Below are 15,477 nucleotides of genomic sequence, written 5' to 3' on the forward strand. Positions count from 1 at the left end.
CACGAGAGCATAGGTCCGTTAGACCAGACTGTGCGCTTCCTCCAGCTTGATGCTGCCGGTGTACAGCGCCTTGCCGACGATCGCGCCGCCGACGCCCTCGTCCGTATGCTCCGCCAGCTTTTGCAAATCTTCATATTGGCTGACGCCGCCCGATGCGATGACCGTTTGACCCGATACTTTGGCCAGGTTGACAATCGCCTCTACGTTCGGTCCGCCCATCATCCCGTCGCGGGAAATATCGGTGAAAATAAACGTGCGCGCGCCTTCCCTTGCCAACTCGACCGCCAGCTCGTCGGCTTTGACCGTCGACGTCTCCAGCCAGCCGCGTGTCGCCACGTAACCGTCGCGGGCGTCAAGTCCGATCGCAATCTTCTCGCCGTGCTTCTCCAGCACGCGGCGGACGAAGTCGCGGTCTTCAATCGCCGCCGTGCCAAGGATGATGCGGGACACGCCGAGCGACAGCACATAGTCGACGTCGCTTTCCGAGCGAATGCCTCCGCCGACCTGAACCGGAACGCTGACGGAACGCGCGATTTCACCGATCAGCTGGTCGTTCACCGGTTTACCCGCTTTCGCGCCGTCCAGATCGACCAAGTGGATCCATTTCGCTCCCTGGGCTTCCCAAGCCTTCGCCACTTCAAGCGGATTCTCGTTGTACACCGTCTCTTGATTATAGTCGCCTTGAATCAGACGAACGCACTTGCCTCCGCGGATGTCGATGGCGGGATAAATGATAAAAGCAGACATGATTCGTTTCCTCCACTACATATAGAGTTCAAGGGGCCGCTTAGACCGTTTGTTTCTTCTCGCACAACCCCAGAAAGTTATCAAGCAGCTGCATGCCGACGCTGCCGCTTTTCTCCGGATGAAACTGCATCCCGTACACATTGCCGCGACCGACAATAGCCGTCACCTGCTGATGGTAGTCCGTTGTCGCCAGCAGATCGCTCTCCCGCTCCGGCTTCACATGGAAGGAGTGGACGAAATACACGTGACCTTCCTCCACACCGCGAAAAAGCGGGCTGTCGCCGGCGCGGAACAACAGCTTGTTCCAGCCCATATGCGGCACCTTGTAATCGCCGCGGAAGCGCACGACATCACCCGGCAGCAGATTCAGCCCTTCGTGGTCGCCGTGCTCCTCGCTGCGGCTGAACAGCAGCTGCATGCCGAGGCAGATGCCGAGCAGCGGCTTGCCGCTTGCCGCGTAGGCCGCCGTCGCCTCATCCAATCTCGAGGCGCGCAGATGCTCCATCGCATCGCCGAACGCGCCGACTCCGGGCAGAATCGCGCCCTCGGCTTCGAGCAGCTCGCGCTCGTCCGAGGTGATCAGCGCCTGATAACCTAACCGCTCGACTGCCGAACGAACGCTGTGCAGGTTGCCCATTCCGTAATCGATAATCGCGATCATGGCTTACAGAACCCCTTTCGTGGAGGGCACTCCTTGTACGCGCGGATCAATGCTCGTCGCTTCGTCGAGCGCACGCCCCAACGCTTTGAACACCGCCTCGATCATGTGATGCGTGTTGTGGCCGTAGTGCACGATGACGTGCAGCGTAATGCGCGCTTCAAGCGCGAACTTCCACAGAAACTCGTGCACAAGCTCCGTCGTGAAGCTGCCTACCGTTGCCGACGGATACTCGGCGCGGTACTCGAAATGCGGGCGGTTGCTAATGTCGATGACAACCTGCGCCAGTGCCTCGTCCATCGGAATAAACACGCTCGCGTAGCGCTTGATGCCGCGTTTGTCGCCGAGCGCCTCTCGCAGCGTTTGGCCGAGACAAATGCCGATGTCCTCCACCGTATGGTGGTCGTCGATCTCGACGTCGCCCTTCGCATCCACCTTCAAATCAAATTGGCCGTGCTTCGTAAACAGGTCGAGCATATGATTCAAGAACGGCACGTCCGTCTCGATCTCCGACACACCGGTTCCATCCACGTTAAACGCAAGCCTGATGTCGGTTTCATTCGTACGGCGCGCCACTTCCGAGCGGCGTCCACCCGGTTGTTGACCTTGTCCTTGTTCAGCCACGAGAGTCCCCTTCTTTCTGCAAACGAATTTCGATGGCGCGCGCATGCGCCTCCAGCCCTTCATGGCGTGCCAAGGCGATAATCTTATCCCCGTCGCGCAGCAGCGCTTCCTTACTGTAGTAAATCACGCTCGACTTCTTCATAAAATGATCCACGTTCAGCGGCGACGAAAACCGCGCCGTGCCGTTCGTCGGCAGCACGTGGTTCGGACCGGCAAAATAATCGCCGACCGGCTCCGAGCTGTACGGACCCAAGAAAATGGCGCCCGCATTCTCAATCTTGCTTAAATATTGGAACGGCTCGCGCGTGAGAATTTCCAGATGCTCCGGGGCGAGCCGATTCACCGCGTCTACGCCTTCTTCGAGGCTCCCTACGGTCAGAATCGCGCCGTAATCGCGCACCGATTGCCCGGCGATTTCACGCCGCGGCAGCTCGGCAAGCTGGCGCTGCACTTCCGCCTGCACCGCTTCCGCCAGCGCCTCCGACGGCGTAATCAGAATCGCCGACGCCATCTCGTCGTGCTCCGCCTGCGACAGCAGGTCGGCCGCCACATAGGCAGCATCCGCCGACTCGTCGGCGAGGACAACGATCTCGCTCGGTCCGGCAATGCTGTCGATATCGACGGCGCCGAACACGTATCGCTTCGCCAGCGCCACGTAAATGTTGCCCGGACCGACGATTTTGTCGACCGGGGCGATCGAATCCGTGCCGTAAGCAAGCGCCGCCACCGCCTGCGCGCCGCCGACGCGATAAATTTCGCGTACGCCAGCTTCCGCTGCCGCCACCAGGATGTGCGGATTAATCCCTTCGATACCCGCCGTTGCCGGGGGTGTCACCATGACGATTTCCGGTACGCCCGCCACCTGGGCCGGAATCGCGTTCATCAGCACCGAGGACGGGTAGGCCGCTTTACCGCCTGGCACATACAGCCCGACCCGCCGCAAAGGCCGCATCACTTGCCCGAGGATGCTGCCGTCCGGCTGCAAATCCATCCACGACGTACGCAGCTGCTTCTCGTGAAAGCGGCGAATGTTGACGGCCGCTTCGCGAATCGCCGTCAGGAACTCGTCATCCACTTGACGATACGCCGCTTCGATCTCCGCTTCGGCGACACGGAGGTCGCTCACGTCGGCGCGATCGAACTGCTTGGCGAACTTGCGCAGCGCCGCGTCCCCGTCTTGACGGACCTCTTCGATAATAAGCCGTACGCGCTCGTTCTGCTCCGGCGAGCCGTACTCGACTTCCCGTTTCAAAGCAAACTCCGATGCCGGCATCCGTTTCATCTGAGGGCAACCTCCTTCTATGCTTTCGCCGCCAAGGCCGCTGCGATGACCGGCTGCAGTCGGTCGCACAGTGCTTGTATAGCGTTATTTTTCATCCGGTAGCTTACCCGGTTCGCAATCAACCGGCTCGTAATCGAGAATATCTCTTCGTGCTCCGCGAGCCCGTTTTCCCGAATCGTGCTGCCCGTTTCGACCATATCGACAATCCGGTCGGCCAACCCGATCAGCGGCGCCAGCTCAATGGAGCCGTTCAGCTTGATCACTTCCACCTGCTGTCCCCGCTCCCGAAAATACTGCGAGGCGACGTTCGGATACTTGGTCGCCACCCGCGGATTCAGCACCGGCTTCCAATCCGGCAAGCCGATGACCGACATGCGGCAGCGGGCAATACCGAGATCGAGCAGCTCGTAAACGTCGCGGTTTTCCTCCATCAGCACGTCCTTGCCGACGACGCCGATATCGGCTACGCCGTATTCCACATACGTCGGAACGTCGACGGGCTTCGCCATAATAAACTCCATATTGGCTTCGGGCACCGCGATAATCAGCTTGCGCGATTCGTCCGTTTCGTCCGGAATCGCGAGGCCCGCCTCGCGGAACAGCTTCGAAGCTTGCTTATAAATACGCCCTTTGGGCATCGCTACTTTCAATAACTCCTGCATGGGCTCGCCGCTCCTTTAATTCACAAACTCAATGACGCTCTGATATTCGATCCCCCGAACGCGAACCGAACCGCCGGCCAGCTGTTCTTTCTCATACTGACCGTCCGGGGCGAGCAGCGTCTCCACCGGCGCTTGCCGCTCCATCCGCAGCTCTCCCGCCCGGCTTAACGCCTGCTGCCGGTTGTCCGCCGTATAGACGATCAGCACGCGGTTCGACGTCTCTGCGGCAGCCTCCTTGCTGATCACTTCAAGAATCCGGTTCGTCTTGAGCGCAAAGCCGGTCGCCGGGGCCGGACGGCCGAACTGCGCCAGCAGGTTGTCATAACGACCGCCGCTGCACACCGGAAATCCGAGATCCGCCGCATAGCCTTCAAAGGTCATGCCCGTGTAATAAGAAAAGTCGCCGATCATGGTCAAATCGATCAGCACATGCTCGCTGACGCCATACGCCTCCAGCACGTCCCACACTTCGCACAAATGTGCGATCGCTTGCTGCGCTACCGGATCGTCGGTTAACTGACGCGCTTGGCGGCAAATCTCTTGGCCCCCTCGCAAGCGAAGGATGCCCTCCAGCTCTTCCCGCACCTCCGCCGGCAAGCCCATCGTCTTGAGCGCTTCCCGATAACCGACGTAATCGCGGTTCAGCAAGCAGTCCTTCAACTGCGTCTGCGCATCCGTACGGTCGCGAAGCGTTTCCTGGAACAAGCCGTTCAGGAAGCCGACATGACCCAGCGCGATTTTGAACGGCTTCACGCCGGCCGCCTGCAAGCAAGCGACCGCGAGTGCGATCACTTCCGCATCGGACTCGCTTGACGCATCGCCGACGAGCTCAACGCCAGTCTGGAAAAATTCCGCATCCCGCCCCGCTTCCGCTTCAATCGCGCGAAAGACGTTCGCGTGGTACGACAAACGAAGAGGGAACGCATGTTCACGAAGCAAGGACGAAACGACACGCGCGATCGGCGCCGTCATATCCGAGCGCATGACGAGCGTCGTGCCGTTACGGTCGAGCAGCTTGAACAGCTTCTTATCTTCCGTCGAGCTCGCTACCCCTACGGTATCGTAATACTCCAACGTTGGAGTAATGATCTCTCTGTAACCCCAGCGCTCCAAACACTGCATCAGTTTGAACTCAATGCTGCGCAGCTTGGCCGCCGCCTCGGGCAAATAATCTTTGACGCCTGTCGGCTTTTCGAACACTTTCGGTTTGGACACCGGTCTTCACCCTACTATTCGTAATTTTTGCTTTAGTTCGCTAATGTGCTACCATACTACCAAAATAAAGAATGTAATCGTTAGTCTACCATGGAAACGAGACTCCGTCAATGGAATAACACGAACGTTCTCCGTATGTCTGCAGAGCTTCATCCGAACGCCCGAGCGGAACCCGGGTGCGGTATTTCTGCTTGTAAACCGTCGTTTCCGACAAGAGCGGAACTACGTTCGTTATTCCCGTTCAAACCGGTGTGAAGGGCCCCTGTTAGGCTAAATCGGATATCGTTTTACTCCCCGCTCTCCCGGACGTCCTCTCGTATTACGCGCAGGGGATTGCCCGCGACGAAGCTGTACGGCGCAACGTCCTTATGCACGACCGAGCCTGCCCCAATGATCGCATGATCCCCGATCGTTACGCCCGGCAGTATGGTGCTGTTCGCTCCGATCATCACATGGGAACCGATCTTCACCTGCCCGAGCCGGTATTCCTTGATCAAATACTCATGCGTCAGGATCGTCGAATTGTATCCGATGATCGTATTGTCCCCCACCTCGATCTTCTCCGGGAAGAATACATCCACCATGACCATTAAAGCGAAAGAGGCATGCTCCCCCACTTTCATCCCTAAGATACGGCGATAAATCCACCGTTTCAAAGGCAAGGAGGGCGCATACCTGGCGATCTGGATAAAAATAAAGTTACGAATGGCCTTCCATCGGCTTATCGTACTGTATACTTGCCATAACGAGTTAGGCCCGTCCACCGGATATCGGTCCGTCTGTCTCAAGCGTTGGATTCTCCTCCTATGCCGGCAATCGGCAATAGTTCGCGAATATCGTCAATAACGTGGGCCGGCTCATACCGGCGCAAATATTCGACGCCTTTCAACGACCAGGCGACCCCAACCGAGGAGACACCCGCATTTCGGGCCGCCTCGATGTCGTAATGGCTGTCGCCGACCATCAAAGCGCTTGAGGCGTCCACACCCAATTCGCGCAGCGCTCTTAAGATGCCTTCCCCGTGCGGCTTCGGCTGTTCTACATCCTCGACCGTGACAATCGAATCAAAATAACCGATAATGCCGGTCAGCTTCAGGCCCATCTCTGTCGTCTTCCGGATTTTACTGGTGACGACGCCGAGCTTCACCCCCGCTTCACGCAATTGGGCGAGCGTTTCCGGCACATGAGGAAACGCCGTGACCAATTCATCATGCCGGTTGATGTTGAAAGCCCGGTATTTCATGATCAAATCTTCCACCTGCTCCCGCCCCGAGAAATCCGCCATCTGCTCGTGCAAAGGCCGCCCCATGTTGGGAATGATGCGCTCCCGCGTTACAGGCTCCGGCGTGTCCCAGTCAAACGTATGTAAAAAAGATTGAATGATCAGCTCATTCGTATCGAGAATCGTCCCATCCAAATCAAACAGTACGGCTTGAATCATGCTTCTGCTCCTTCGTTTGCTGGTCTCATGTTCATCTTGTTTCCTCTGCCTCTCCCGGCTTCGCCTCATTCGGAGCTCCTTCGGCGTTTACCGCCGTCGTCGTCTCGCTCGCTGCTGCCGCACCGACCTGTAGAATAGGATCGGAATAATGCTCTGCAGACGCTCCTGTCTTCCGCCGCACGATGATCACGACGATCGCGGCAATAACGATCAGTACGGCCAGCAGCTGCGAAATCCGCACATTGCCGCCGTACGTCATCACCCCAGGCTCAAACCCGATCGCGCGCATCGGCGACCATAAGCTGTGCATCAGGGAGACCAACCATTCCGGTCCGGTGAAATCCAGGCTGTCCGTCCGGACCCCTTCAATGAAGAAGCGGCCGATCGAATACCAAATGAAATAGCTGAAGAACAACTCGCCTGCCCGCAAGAACCGTTGACGGCGCAGTACGAACAAGATCACAAGTCCGGCTAAATTCCACAATGACTCGTATAAGAAGGCCGGGTGATAATACTGTCCTTCAATCAACATCTGATTGACGATAAAATCAGGCAGATGCAGATTGTTCCGTAAGAACGCTTCATTTACCGGTCCACCGTGCGCTTCCTGGTTCATGAAGTTGCCCCAGCGCCCGATGGCCTGTCCGATGATCAGCCCCGGCGCGCAAATGTCCGCAATCCTCCAGAACGAATAGCCTTTGCGCCGTACATAAATGACAGCAGCGATGATTGCGCCGATCAAAGCGCCGTAGATGGCGATGCCGCCATGCCAGATCTTGACTACTTCGATCAAATTACCCTTGTAATCTTCCCACTTAAAGGCGACATAATAAATTCGCGCGCCGATGATGGCCGAAGGTACGCCGATCAACACCAAGTCCATGAAAAAGTCCGGTGAAATGCCAAACCGCTTGCCTTCTTGCACCGCTAGCAACAATCCCATCATCGCCGCCGCACCCAGGATAATGCCATACCAATAGACCGTCAGCGGTCCAAGTGAAAATGCGATCGGATTCAGAGCTAAAAACATGCGCTATCTTCTCTCCTTATACGAAGCGAACGGTCCGAGAACCGCTCCCCGTTCAATGGGATTATTCCAAGTCGTCCATATCCTCGTTTAACGATTCCGTCAATTTGTTCGTAAATTGCAGCGCGGCATTATAGCCCATCCGTTTCAAGCGGTAATTCATCGCCGCCACCTCAATAATGACCGCCAAGTTCCGCCCGGGACGCACAGGAATCGTGACAAGCGGAATATCCGTGTCGATAATCCGGGTCTTCTCTTCGTCCAGTCCCAATCGGTCGTATTGCTTGTCCTGCTGCCAATTCTCCAGCTTACAGACAACCGAAATTTTCTTCGCGGTGCGTACCGCTCCGGCTCCGAACAACGTCATGACATTAATAATACCAATCCCGCGGATTTCCAATAAGTATCGAATCAGCTCCGGCGCGTTCCCGATCAGCGTGTGGTCGGCCGTTTGGCGAATTTCCACCGCATCGTCCGCAATCAAGCGGTGCCCGCGCTTCACAAGCTCAAGCGCTGTTTCGCTCTTCCCGATACCGCTCGAACCGGAGATAAGCATGCCGATACCGTAAACGTCCACAAGTACGCCGTGAATCGTCGTTGTCGGTGCGAGACGATTTTCCAAAAATCCGGTCAAGCGGCTTGCCAAAATCGTCGTCGCCATCTGCGTCCGCAGCACCGCGATCCGGTAGTCGTTCGCCGCCGCCAGCAGCTCGATCGGCGCTTCCAGGCCGCGGCTAATGATGATGCATGGGATTTCATCCGGCGCGCAAAGCCGGTGCATCCGCTCCGTGCGTTCCTCCGGCGACAGGCCTTCGAAGAAGGTCAGCTCCGTTTTTCCTAAAATCTGTACCCGGTCATGCGGATGAAACTCGTAATAACCGGCCAGTTCCAGCCCGGGTCGATATAGGTCGGCAGTCATGATCGGACGCTTCAAGCCCTCATCGCCGCATATAATCTCAAGTTGAAACTCTCTTACCAAATCCGAAACTTTTACTTTTTTAGGCAAGGTCGTTCGTCTCCTTTTTATACCAGTATCCTCATCGTAAAGGAATCGGCCGCATAAATCAACCGCTGCCGCCCGCTTTGCTTATCGCTATCATTCAAATAAAAAACCAGCCTTTCGGCTGGTTTTTTATTTATACGATTCCATTAGCCATTCAGCAGGATGGAAGCTGTCGTTTCTTTGTCGAAGAAGTGAACTTTGTTCATGTCGATCGCCAATTTGACGTTCATCCCTTCGTGGAAGCCGGAACGGCTGTCTACGCGGGCAACAACGTTGGAGTTGCCGATACCGTTCAAGTGAAGGATCATCTCATGACCGAGGTTCTCGGACACTTCGATGTGAGCGTTAACGATCGAGTTCGGGGACGCCTCGATGAAGATCGCTTCTTCATGGAAATCTTCCGGACGAACGCCGAGTACGACTTCTTTATTGGCGTAACCTTTTTCACGGATAATTTTGGCTTTGCCTTCAGGCAGCTGAACGTCGACACCCGTTGTACGGAAGTGCAGCTGTCCGCCTTGCTCAGTAAAGCTGCCGTTAACGAAGTTCATCGATGGGGAACCAATGAAGCCCGCTACGAACATATTAACAGGGAAGTTGTAAATCTCTTCCGGCGTAGCTGCTTGTTGGATAACCCCTTTATCCATAACGACGATCCGATCGCCCATCGTCATGGCTTCTGTTTGGTCATGCGTGACGTAAACGGTTGTCGTTTCAAGCCGTTTAACCAGTTTCGTAATTTCAGCGCGCATCTGTACGCGAAGTTTAGCATCCAGGTTGGAAAGCGGTTCGTCCATCAGGAACACTTGCGGTTCGCGAACGATCGCGCGGCCCAAGGCAACACGTTGGCGCTGACCGCCGGACAATGCTTTCGGTTTACGATCGAGCAGGTGCTCGATGTCGAGAATTTTCGCCGCTTCGCGAACGCGAGCGTCGATGTCGGCTTTCTTGAACTTGCGAAGCTTCAAACCGAAAGCCATGTTTTGATACACGTTCATGTGCGGATACAAAGCGTAGGATTGGAATACCATTGCAATATCGCGGTCTTTCGGAGCCACGTCGTTCACCAAACGGTCGCCGATGTACAATTCGCCCTCGGAGATTTCTTCCAAACCTGCGATCATACGAAGCGTCGTCGATTTACCACAGCCGGAAGCGCCTACGAGTACGAGAAACTCTTTATCTTTGATGTCCAAATGGAAGTCTTTAACCGTTGCTTCCGCTGCACCCGGATATTTTTTTACGATGTGGTTTAAACGTACGCCTGCCATGATTAATTCCCCCTACGAGTTGATATCTTCTTAATATGCTTACATCATACCTTACTGATCCGTTGATGACTATGCACAATCTTCACAAAAAAATCACTTTCTTTTCGTTACTTTGTACAATAACAAGGCGATCTTCACAAGCACCGCATGATTGAACGTCCGCACGTCCAATCCCGTTTCCTGTTTGAATTTATCCAGCCGATAAAGCAGCGTATTCCGATGAATATAGAGCTTCTTGGCCGTCTCGCTGACATTGCAATCGAGCTGAAAAAAATGCTCAAGCGTCGTCATCGTCTCCGGATCGAAAGCGACATCAAGCCGCTTGAGCACCCGCTCCAGAAAATTGGCCTTCTCCGTTTCGGGAAGCATATGGACGAGCTTCTCCAACTGCAGCTCCCAAGGCATATGCATATTACTGCCGATATGATAGGTCCGACCGAGCATGATCGTCTCGCGCAGCTGAAGCACGGTGGCATATAACGATTTGGCCGGAAGGATCGGGTAATGAACGGCAAGATGGCATTCACCCACCCATTCATTCTCCAGCATTTCGTGAAGACCGTAACCAAGTGCGGCGAGCTGATCTTCCAGCGTTTCGTCGGACGCATCGGCTTTATCGTCCCCGCCGTCCATCGTCAATATTTTTTCCGGACCGAGAATAAGCCATTCTTTATCCGTGAGGGGAATCAGTGTAAGCGGCGCATCGAAGAAAGACTCTAACAGCTTCTTCAGCTCTGTATAATGCGCGCGCCGCGACGTAATCTGATCGACATACAGCAGCAGCGGAATTTTCGTTGCGTACAGCGATAATTGCGACACCAGCGTATCCGGCAGCTCCGCTTGCGTATAGCCGAGTTCCTGCTGGCCTTTGAACCATTCACGGATCAATGCCGCTTTCCGTTCCTCTTCACCGCTTGGCGAAGCCGATTTTTTATCCTGCTGTTTCCGGTTTTCGAGCAGCAATCCAAGGAGCATCCGTTCCTTGGGCGTTACCGACCCGGCGGGCACTTGCAGAAGCAGCGCGTCTTGCCCTTCTTTGTGCACCAAAAAATAAACTTGGCCGTTCTTGTCCACCCCGGAGACGGCGCCGCCGTTTTCCTCGACCTGCTTGGACCATTCTTCCACTGAACATTTGACGCTGCTGACAGGTATACCGAGCGCGCTTTCGACTTGCTGACGTACGAGTTCCCAATCCATTCCTTGGCTCCCTCTCCTTATTTGCAACCGGTACCGACGAACCGCGTCACGTTGCAAACGTTTTCTCTATTTCGGCGCCACTCCCGGCGACATCCTCTTATTGTAGCATAAACAAAAAGGAAGCAAAGGCTCCATTCCCGATTTCATTTCCTTATGATCGGACGGGCGGCCGTATAAACATCCCTTATTTCCCGGAAACAGGATACTTTTTATGATATTGGGGAAAAATTGAACTGCTTTCATCACTTTTAACTTCATACAGGGGGTGAAATCAGAAGATGCCCATGCTGCGTTATGGCCAGACGACCGTAAGCTTCCAGATCCCTTCGGGCCATACGCTTCGCACCGTCACCTATAGGCTTCCCAGAAATCCGGGATCTCAACTGGAATCCAGAGCCCGAATTCGCCGCGCGCTCGATGCACCGATCAGCAGCTCTCCGCTGCGCAGGCTTGCCCGCAGCAAGACGGAGGCGGTTATTTTAATTCCCGACGGAACGCGCCTATGCCCTAGTCCCTTGCTGCTTGAGCCGCTGTTAGAGGAATTGAACGAGGCTGGGATCCCCGATGATCGCATCGATGTGGTCGTCGCTCTAGGCTATCATCGGCGGCATACGCAAGAGGAGCTGCGCGAGCTTGTTTCCCATCCCGTTTATACGCGGGTTCGGGTACATAATCATTCCTGCTTGTCCGAAGATTGCGTTTATATCGGGACGACGACGCTGGGAACGCCCGTTGAAATTAACCGCCTTGTCGCGGCTTCACCGCTGCGCATCGTCATCGGGAATATCGAGCCGCACTCGCTCGTCGGCATATCCGGAGGCGTCAAATCGTTAGTTCCCGGCGTTGCCTCCAAGCGCTGCATTGAGCACAACCACGCGCTCTCGCTTACGCACAAAGCCATCGTCGGGAGCTCGGACAACCCCGTCCATCGCGATTTAGAGGAAGCGCAGCGGTTGGTGCCGGTCCACTTCATGCTGAATGTGATCGTCGACCACGACCGTCATGTCTTGGACGCCGTTGCCGGCGATATCGTGAAAGCCCATCAAGTGGGCATGAGGCTTGCTGCCGAGCGGTTTCTAGTGCCGGCTTCGCCCGTTTATGATATTGTGATCGCCTCGCCGGGCGGGTATCCGAAGGACCTGCATATGTATCAAGCGGTCAAAACGCTGCGTAACGCCGCAGCCTTCACGAAACCGGGCGGGACCATCATTCTCGTGGCGGAATGTTCCGAAATGCTCGGTAACGGGCAATTTCAAGCCTGGCTCGATACGATGCATAACCGTTCACACACGGTAGCCCAGCTTAGGGCGCATTTCGTATTGGGGGCGCACAAAATTTTACATATAGACGAAATTCTTGCTCACCATCGCGTATATCTGTTGTCCGCTATGCCGCGACCCGTCACGCAGCTGCTCGGATTTACTCCCGTCGAATCACTGAACTCGCTGCTCGAAGAGCTTCTGTCCCCGCAACGACCTACGGCAGCGGCCTGTCTGCCTTATGGCGCGCTGACCTTTCCTAAACCGGCTTCACCGAGCCTATAAAACGAAGCCATGGAGGCGATGATCATGGATTGGATAAGCTGGTCGCTCGACCGTGTCATTTATTTGTTTGTCGGCGTTGCCTTCTTCGTCCTTTGGATTCAAGTGGCGCTGTCGCATTACCGGCAGAATTTCCATCACAAATCGATGTGGACCCCCGTCGTAGCGGCGCCTATCTTCAGTCTGACGGCCGTGTGGCTCGCCTTCGACCGCAGCCACCTGCTGCTTCTGGTCTTTGCGGGACTGATGTGGCTGGGCGTCATGATCGGAGCCGCCGGTTTCTATTATCATTTTCACGGCGTCGGCGTCCGTGTCGGCGGCTATTCGATGCGCAACTTTCTGGCTGGGCCTCCGGTCGTTTTGCCGCTTCTCTTTAGCGCGTTAAGCGTACTGGGCTTGCTTGCTTATTACTGGAGGTGAGAGAGGAATGTCTATTAAACGTTTGACCCGCTATCCCTCTTATGACGTTATGAGTCAGCGGCACGAATGGGATGAGCACACACGGCGCATCGTCCTTGACCGCCTGCAGACAGGCGGCGGCTATACCTTCCTGACGGCTGTTGAAGCTGAAAACTTGCGGGCTTGGTGCTGCCTGTTATTGGATGACGAGCGGCCGGAGATCATACAGTTCGTACTCGATCATATTGACACCAAGATGAATTCCGGTCAGGAAAGCCAGCGTAAACCTGGCGAACCGCCGGCTCCGGCGCTCGTGCGCAATGGCTTGCAAGCGCTCGACTCGGCTTGTCAGAGGCTACATACGAAACGATTTTTTCATATGGATCAGGAGCAAAAGAAGCAGATTATGCATGCAATCAGTCAAGGAGACGGCTCTCCCCCCGATATTTGGAGGTCTATCCCGCAGCAAGCTTGGTTTCAAAAGCTGTTGACGCTTGCGATTGACGGCTATTACTCGCATCCGGAGGTTTGGTCGGAAATCGGATACGGAGGGCCCGCCTATCCCCGCGGTTATGTACGCATGAATCCGGATGTGCCCGACCCTTGGGAGCCGATAAAGGAAGGTAAGCCCTCATGAACAGGCGATATGGAGATGAAACCGTCGACGTCTTGATTGTAGGCGCTGGCGCCGCCGGAGGCGTCTTGGCCAAAGAGCTGAGCGAAGCCGGTATGAAAGTAGTCGTGCTGGAGTCGGGGCCCTATCGCGACCCTCAGCATGATTTCGCGAGTGACGAGCTGGCGATGCAGCGGTTGGGCTGGCAGGATACGCGCGTTGTTGACGGATCCGATCCGCTGGAAATGGGTCACAATAACTCCGGCTGGGGGGTTGGCGGCGGTACGACGCATTTTACCGGGGTGTTTCTGCGGTTTCACGAGTCGGACTTTCAGACGCGTACGCTCGATGGCGTCGGGGAGGATTGGCCGATCCGGTATGCCGATCTGGAGCCCTACTATGAGAAGATCGAGCGGGACATTGCCGTATCCGGCCCGAAATATTTCCCTTGGGGGCCGTTCCGTGGACCGTATCCGTATCCGGAACGTGATCCGATCAGCCCGAATGCGCAAGTGTTTGCCCGCGGCTGCGAGAAGCTGGGCATCGGCTGGACGGTCACGCCACTCGCGATTTTATCCGCACCGTTTGAAGACAGGCCGCCCTGCATCAACCGCGGGTTTTGCAATCAAGGCTGTATGCCGAACGCCAAATTCAGCACGCTGATTGTCCACATCCCCAAAGCGGAGAAAGCGGGAGCAGAAGTGCTTGCGGATTGTACCGTGACCCAGGTGAATATGAATGCGACCGGTAGGGTGACCGGTGTTACGTTCGTACATCATGGCGATACCTATGAGCAAAAGGCCCGCATCGTCGTATTAGCTACCTATGTCGTCGAAACCCCGCGGTTGTTGCTCAATTCCGCCAACGGCCAGTATCCCGAAGGCCTCGCCAACCGCAGCGGTTGGGTGGGCAAAGCGTTCATGACGCACAGCAGTCATGATGTATACGCCCGTTTCGACGACGAAGTGCGGCTCTATAAAGGTACGCCCGTGCTCGCATCGACGCAGGACTTTTATAGCACGTCGCCGGACCGCGACTTCGCTCGAGGCTATACCTTGCATGCGCACGGCGCCAGACCGCTCGGCTTCGCTCAAGGCATCGCCAAATCCGGGGGTGCCGGAGGACCGGTCTGGGGCAATCGGCTGCGCGAGGCGATGCTTGATTATAATTACTACGGACGCGTTACGTTGGTCGGGGAAGTGCTTCCAGACGAAGCCAACCGCATCACCTTATGCGAAGAGAAGGATGTTCACGGCCAGCCGCGAGCTAAAGTGACATTCGGTTATGGAGAGAATGACCGGCGATTAATTCGACACGCTATCGGTACAATGAGCGCTATCCTTGAAGCCTCCGGCGGACGTGTCGAATTCATTGTTCCCGATACCGCCCATCTGATGGGCGGTTGCAGAATGGGAGACAACCCGGAGACGTCGGTCGTGAACAGTTACGGACAATGTCACGACATCCCCAATCTGTTTCTATGCGGTGCCAACTCCTTCGTCACTTCAGGCGGCGGTAATCCGACGAACACCGTCATGGCGCTCGCGCTTCGGACGGCGGATTATATCAAGCAGAGCGGTACGAGGCTCGAACTGCAATGAGAACCACACGGTTCGTCCTTGTGAACGGGGGGCGATCCGTGTGAGTAGAGAAAAGGAATGTTGCCAAAACAAAGAAGAGATCTTCCATGAGAAGATCTCTTCTTTGTAACAAGATGAGCCATGTAGGACTCGAACCTACGACACCCTGATTAAAAGTCAGGTGCTCTACCAACTGAGCTAATGGCTCTTACATGAA

16 protein-coding genes and 1 tRNA gene are annotated in these 15,477 nt (G+C 55.7%); 4 read left to right on the plus strand and 13 right to left on the minus strand.

What is annotated here, in order from left to right:
* Nucleotides 1–18 precede the first annotated feature (18 nt).
* The 12 genes from hisA to PVA01S_RS20760 all read right to left on the minus strand — a co-directional run bounded on the left by hisA (nt 19) and on the right by PVA01S_RS20760 (nt 11,127).
* Complete coding sequence (hisA, locus tag PVA01S_RS20705; protein ID WP_127609181.1) at nt 19–747, minus strand: 1-(5-phosphoribosyl)-5-[(5-phosphoribosylamino)methylideneamino]imidazole-4-carboxamide isomerase; 729 nt, start codon at nt 745–747, stop codon at nt 19–21.
* A 40-nt stretch (nt 748–787) separates the two neighbouring features.
* Nucleotides 788–1,408, minus strand: a complete 621-nt coding sequence (gene hisH / locus PVA01S_RS20710; RefSeq protein ID WP_127609183.1) for an imidazole glycerol phosphate synthase subunit HisH — start codon at nt 1,406–1,408, stop codon at nt 788–790.
* A 3-nt stretch (nt 1,409–1,411) separates the two neighbouring features.
* Nucleotides 1,412–2,029, minus strand: a complete 618-nt coding sequence (gene hisB, locus PVA01S_RS20715) for an imidazoleglycerol-phosphate dehydratase HisB (RefSeq protein ID WP_127609185.1) — start codon at nt 2,027–2,029, stop codon at nt 1,412–1,414.
* On the minus strand, nt 2,022–3,311 hold the full coding sequence (hisD, locus tag PVA01S_RS20720) for a histidinol dehydrogenase (protein WP_054800217.1): 1,290 nt from the start codon (nt 3,309–3,311) through the stop codon (nt 2,022–2,024). Before hisD ends, hisB begins: the two co-directional genes overlap by 8 nt.
* Nucleotides 3,312–3,328: 17 nt before the next feature.
* Entirely contained in the window at nt 3,329–3,973 is a 645-nt protein-coding gene (gene hisG, locus PVA01S_RS20725; protein ID WP_054797495.1) for an ATP phosphoribosyltransferase, read from the minus strand.
* A 15-nt stretch (nt 3,974–3,988) separates the two neighbouring features.
* A complete protein-coding gene (locus tag PVA01S_RS20730) occupies nt 3,989–5,188 on the minus strand; it encodes an ATP phosphoribosyltransferase regulatory subunit (protein WP_127609187.1) in 1,200 nt (399 codons plus the stop codon).
* A 287-nt stretch (nt 5,189–5,475) separates the two neighbouring features.
* Nucleotides 5,476–5,976 (minus strand): acyltransferase, encoded by a 501-nt coding sequence (locus PVA01S_RS20735; protein ID WP_127609189.1) that lies wholly within the window; start codon nt 5,974–5,976, stop codon nt 5,476–5,478.
* The gene (gene ppaX, locus PVA01S_RS20740; RefSeq protein ID WP_127609191.1) at nt 5,973–6,629 is read right to left on the minus strand and encodes a pyrophosphatase PpaX; all 657 of its coding nucleotides are present in this window, start codon (nt 6,627–6,629) and stop codon (nt 5,973–5,975) included. Before ppaX ends, PVA01S_RS20735 begins: the two co-directional genes overlap by 4 nt.
* A gap of 31 nt (nt 6,630–6,660) precedes the next feature.
* Complete coding sequence (lgt, locus tag PVA01S_RS20745; RefSeq protein ID WP_127609193.1) at nt 6,661–7,659, minus strand: prolipoprotein diacylglyceryl transferase; 999 nt, start codon at nt 7,657–7,659, stop codon at nt 6,661–6,663.
* A gap of 61 nt (nt 7,660–7,720) precedes the next feature.
* Nucleotides 7,721–8,662, minus strand: coding sequence for an HPr(Ser) kinase/phosphatase (gene hprK, locus PVA01S_RS20750; RefSeq protein WP_127609195.1), 942 nt, complete (start codon nt 8,660–8,662; stop codon nt 7,721–7,723).
* 143 nt (nt 8,663–8,805) lie between these two features.
* Nucleotides 8,806–9,930 (minus strand): ABC transporter ATP-binding protein, encoded by a 1,125-nt coding sequence (locus PVA01S_RS20755; RefSeq protein WP_127609197.1) that lies wholly within the window; start codon nt 9,928–9,930, stop codon nt 8,806–8,808.
* A 93-nt stretch (nt 9,931–10,023) separates the two neighbouring features.
* A complete protein-coding gene (locus PVA01S_RS20760) occupies nt 10,024–11,127 on the minus strand; it encodes a PucR family transcriptional regulator (protein WP_127609199.1) in 1,104 nt (367 codons plus the stop codon).
* Between the two features lie 278 nt (nt 11,128–11,405).
* Here PVA01S_RS20760 and PVA01S_RS20765 point away from each other — a divergent pair, with 278 nt between their 5' ends.
* The 4 genes from PVA01S_RS20765 to PVA01S_RS20780 are packed head-to-tail and all read left to right on the plus strand — an operon-like array spanning nt 11,406 to nt 15,281.
* A complete protein-coding gene (locus PVA01S_RS20765) occupies nt 11,406–12,671 on the plus strand; it encodes a nickel-dependent lactate racemase family protein (RefSeq protein WP_127609201.1) in 1,266 nt (421 codons plus the stop codon).
* 24 nt (nt 12,672–12,695) lie between these two features.
* Complete coding sequence (locus tag PVA01S_RS20770; protein ID WP_127609203.1) at nt 12,696–13,088, plus strand: hypothetical protein; 393 nt, start codon at nt 12,696–12,698, stop codon at nt 13,086–13,088.
* A gap of 7 nt (nt 13,089–13,095) precedes the next feature.
* Nucleotides 13,096–13,704: a gluconate 2-dehydrogenase subunit 3 family protein gene (locus tag PVA01S_RS20775; RefSeq protein WP_244933003.1), complete on the plus strand. Its 609-nt coding sequence runs from the start codon at nt 13,096–13,098 to the stop codon at nt 13,702–13,704.
* Complete coding sequence (locus PVA01S_RS20780) at nt 13,701–15,281, plus strand: GMC family oxidoreductase (protein ID WP_127609205.1); 1,581 nt, start codon at nt 13,701–13,703, stop codon at nt 15,279–15,281. Before PVA01S_RS20775 ends, PVA01S_RS20780 begins: the two co-directional genes overlap by 4 nt.
* A gap of 114 nt (nt 15,282–15,395) precedes the next feature.
* On the opposite strand, the gene PVA01S_RS20785 is transcribed toward PVA01S_RS20780, so the two are convergent.
* Nucleotides 15,396–15,468 (minus strand) — tRNA-Lys (locus PVA01S_RS20785).
* Nucleotides 15,469–15,477 lie beyond the last annotated feature (9 nt).

This window comes from Paenibacillus validus NBRC 15382 (genome assembly GCF_004000985.1).
GTDB classification, from domain to species: Bacteria; Bacillota; Bacilli; order Paenibacillales; family NBRC-103111; genus Paenibacillus_G; species Paenibacillus_G validus.

Coding starts and splice junctions, on each gene's coding strand:
- lgt (WP_127609193.1), bottom strand. CDS start 7,659: ATGTTTTTAGCTCTGAATCCGATCGCATTTTCACTTGGACCGCTGACG.
- PVA01S_RS20765 (WP_127609201.1), top strand. CDS start 11,406: ATGCCCATGCTGCGTTATGGCCAGACGACCGTAAGCTTCCAGATCCCT.
- PVA01S_RS20780 (WP_127609205.1), top strand. CDS start 13,701: ATGAACAGGCGATATGGAGATGAAACCGTCGACGTCTTGATTGTAGGC.
- hisG (WP_054797495.1), bottom strand. CDS start 3,973: ATGCAGGAGTTATTGAAAGTAGCGATGCCCAAAGGGCGTATTTATAAG.
- PVA01S_RS20760 (WP_127609199.1), bottom strand. CDS start 11,127: ATGGATTGGGAACTCGTACGTCAGCAAGTCGAAAGCGCGCTCGGTATA.
- hisA (WP_127609181.1), bottom strand. CDS start 747: ATGTCTGCTTTTATCATTTATCCCGCCATCGACATCCGCGGAGGCAAG.
- PVA01S_RS20755 (WP_127609197.1), bottom strand. CDS start 9,930: ATGGCAGGCGTACGTTTAAACCACATCGTAAAAAAATATCCGGGTGCA.
- hisD (WP_054800217.1), bottom strand. CDS start 3,311: ATGAAACGGATGCCGGCATCGGAGTTTGCTTTGAAACGGGAAGTCGAG.
- hisH (WP_127609183.1), bottom strand. CDS start 1,408: ATGATCGCGATTATCGATTACGGAATGGGCAACCTGCACAGCGTTCGT.
- PVA01S_RS20770 (WP_127609203.1), top strand. CDS start 12,696: ATGGATTGGATAAGCTGGTCGCTCGACCGTGTCATTTATTTGTTTGTC.
- ppaX (WP_127609191.1), bottom strand. CDS start 6,629: ATGATTCAAGCCGTACTGTTTGATTTGGATGGGACGATTCTCGATACG.
- PVA01S_RS20775 (WP_244933003.1), top strand. CDS start 13,096: ATGTCTATTAAACGTTTGACCCGCTATCCCTCTTATGACGTTATGAGT.